The sequence below is a fragment of the Neisseria sp. P0009.S007 genome (assembly GCF_051962515.1).
Window position 1 is genome coordinate 1 of sequence record NZ_JBQCVF010000262.1, and the last position, 1795, is coordinate 1795.

1 protein-coding gene and 2 pseudogenes are annotated in these 1795 nt (G+C 51.6%); all 3 read right to left on the minus strand.

Going from position 1 to position 1795, the window contains the following annotated elements; translation table 11 throughout:
• Window positions 1-113 (minus strand): annotated as a pseudogene (locus ACTHS3_RS12265) (OsmC family protein); the annotation flags it as partial.
• A gap of 111 nt (window positions 114-224) precedes the next feature.
• Window positions 225-1034 (minus strand): bifunctional hydroxymethylpyrimidine kinase/phosphomethylpyrimidine kinase, encoded by an 810-nt coding sequence (gene thiD / locus ACTHS3_RS12270; RefSeq protein WP_039862072.1) that lies wholly within the window; start codon window positions 1032-1034, stop codon window positions 225-227.
• 224 nt (window positions 1035-1258) lie between these two features.
• A pseudogene (locus tag ACTHS3_RS12275) lies at window positions 1259-1795 on the minus strand (glycine dehydrogenase (aminomethyl-transferring)); the annotation flags it as partial.

Genomic DNA, 1795 nt, shown 5'->3' on the forward strand with positions numbered 1-1795 from the left:
GGGCCGCGTTTGACTTCGCCTTCAGCCGCCGCGCCTTCCATCACAACGCTGTGTCCGTTTGCCGTTGTACCGACGAAACACATTCCGTCTATCCATTTTGAGGTAACTTGCATGGTGTCTTTTTTATCCGTAAAAGCATTAATCTGACATTGTAAACAATTTCAAGTGATAAACCTAGTCAGGCCGTCTGAAAAATACAATCAATTACAATTGGCCTAAACGCATTATTCGTCCCGATACGCCCAATGATTGACCGGCCCGTGCCCTGCCCCGATGCCCAAAGGATGGGAAATGGCGGCGGCAATATAGTTTTTTGCCGTTTGAACCGCCTCGGGCACGCTAAACCCTTTTGCCAACTCGGCAGTAATGCAGGCCGAAAACGTGCAGCCCGTGCCATGCGTATGCGGCGTTGGGAAACGTTTGCTGTTCAGCTCAATGGTTTCGTATGGCGTAAACAGCCAGTCGGTGCAATATTCGCTTTGGCTGTCGGCAAGATGGCCGCCTTTAATCACCACATTTTTCACACCCCAATCCTGAAGAATTTTGGCGGCGCGTTCCGCATCTTGACGGTTTTCAATATTAATACCCGTCAATGCCTGCGCTTCAGGCAGATTGGGGGTCAATACGTCCGTATGCGGCAGCAGCAGGCGTTTCATGGCTTCGACGGCTGAATTTTCCAACAACGGCGCACCGCCTTTGGCAATCATAACCGGATCCAACACGCGTTTGCCGAAATCGCATTCGGCAGTTTGTTCCGCCACGCATTCGATGATTTCCGCCGTACCCAGCATGCCGATTTTATAGGCGCGGATTTGGAAATCCTCCTGAATCGCAGCAATTTGCGCGGCAATCATGTCGGTCGGTATCGAATGCACTGCCGATACGCCCAAAGTATTTTGTGCGGTAACCGCGGTCAGTACACTGGTACCGAACACGCCGCGCATCTGAAATGTCTTCAAATCCGCCTGTATGCCCGCGCCGCCTCCGGAATCTGAGCCGGCAATCGTCAGCGTTTGAATAAAAAGTTCGTCCATCGTGTCCTCCTGTTTTTCAGACGGCCTTGTGTTTATCGTTGTTGAGAGCAGTTTGGTTTTATCCGCAAACAAAGGCATTCGCCGTCTATTTTTCCGAATGCCTTATCTGTTGTTTTACCAAAAACAAATGTATGTTCTCGGGCGAAATATCTTAACAAACAAAAGGCCATCTGAAAACTATTTTCATTTTCAGACGGCCTGTTCAATTTTAAACCTATTCAGGCTTAATCTTCGTATGCATCAATCGGCAAGCAGGAGCAAACCAGATTGCGGTCGCCATACACTTCATCTACCCGTTTGACGCTCGGCCAGAATTTGTTTTCGCGCACGAAAGGCAGCGGGAAGACGGCTTCTTCGCGGGAGTACGGATGCGCCCATTCGCCGGTTACATCTGCGGCGGTATGCGGAGCGTTGACCAGCGGGTTGTCCTCTTTCGGCCATTCGCCGCGCTCGACTTTCAGCACTTCCTGTTTGATTTGTTTCAGGGCGGCGATGAAGCGGTCGAGTTCGGCTTTGCTTTCGCTCTCGGTCGGCTCGATCATCAGCGTACCGGCAACAGGGAAGGAAACCGTCGGTGCGTGGAAGCCGTAGTCCATCAGGCGTTTGGCGATGTCGGTTTCGGTGATGCCGCTTTCGGCTTTGAGCGGACGCAAGTCGACGATACATTCGTGCGCGACGCGGCCATTTTTGCCTGTATACAGAATCGGATAGTCTTCGCTCAGACGTTTGGCAACGTAGTTGGCGTTGAGCAATGCCCAGCG

Coding starts and splice junctions, on each gene's coding strand:
- thiD (WP_039862072.1), bottom strand. CDS start 1,034: ATGGACGAACTTTTTATTCAAACGCTGACGATTGCCGGCTCAGATTCC.